This is a genomic window from Cysteiniphilum litorale (genome assembly GCF_003428165.1).
GTDB lineage: Bacteria > Pseudomonadota > Gammaproteobacteria > Francisellales > Francisellaceae > Caedibacter > Caedibacter litoralis.
Map to the genome: position 1 here is coordinate 1 of NZ_QLIQ01000139.1, position 1,038 is coordinate 1,038.

1 protein-coding gene is annotated in these 1,038 nt (G+C 29.9%); it reads right to left on the reverse strand.

Going from position 1 to position 1,038, the window contains the following annotated elements; all coding sequences use genetic code 11:
• Window positions 1-999: tetratricopeptide repeat protein (locus tag DNJ75_RS14910; protein WP_157968409.1), on the reverse strand; the 999-nt coding region annotated here is incomplete at its 3' end.
• Window positions 1,000-1,038 lie beyond the last annotated feature (39 nt).

Below are 1,038 nucleotides of genomic sequence, written 5' to 3' on the forward strand. Positions count from 1 at the left end.
TATTGAATTAGGATGCTCTTTACCAAATATAGACTCATGTTTTTCCAAACAATCAGTCGCGCGAATATAATCATGAATACCAAAATAAAACATCCCCATATCAAAATACAATAAACTTATTTCATGAATTTTGTGATATTTAAGCGTTTCAAAATACATTTTCTCAGCTTTGCCATAATATAATATTGCCTGCTCTACATTATTAAGTTTTGCATGTGTTTTTGCTGCAATTGCATATAAAAAAGCTATACTTCTATCTTTAACTTGATCAGATTTTATAAATACCAAACTCTCATTAACATAATTCAATGCAACATTGTATTTTGTTTGGTTATATGCAATATATGCCTTAATTATCGGTACTGATGGTGAAAAAATATTATCTTCGCCCTTAAAATTTTTATCTATAGAGCTAACTAAATCAGATACAGTTGATAACGCCAGTTCATTGTCTCCAGCTATTGCTAAAAATTTCGACTTATATATGAGTAATCCAATCACATTACATGAAAAATCGGTATTTTTATTACTTATATCAATTGCTTTATTTAAAATTAATACTGCGTTATCAAAATCTCCTTTATCTGCTAAGGCTGCTGCTTTTGCTTGATATATTACAGTTTTATATATTTCCGGAATATCTTGAACAGAAGCAATCTTTTGATCAAATAAATCTGTGTATTCTACAACTTTATCAATATTTCCATAACGAGCATTAATCTGAGCTAGTTTAAAATATAGCACTGCTTCTTCTTCATCAGAATCTGGGCATGTCTTTAGTGTTTTTTGAGCTTTATAAGCCTCTATCAAAGCATTATCAGTATCAAACAACATCCACTGGTGGTATGTACTTCTCATCAGTTGATATTTTGCTTTTATCCGACAAGCTATCGTCTGTTTTTTTAAAAGCGCATCAATATCATTAATCAACTTTTCTGATGCCTCTTTTTGTCGCCTTTCTGTTAGCACATACTCTAGCAATTTAACTTTAATATTCACTAAATCTGGTGAATGATAATTGCTCTTTACACAAATGTC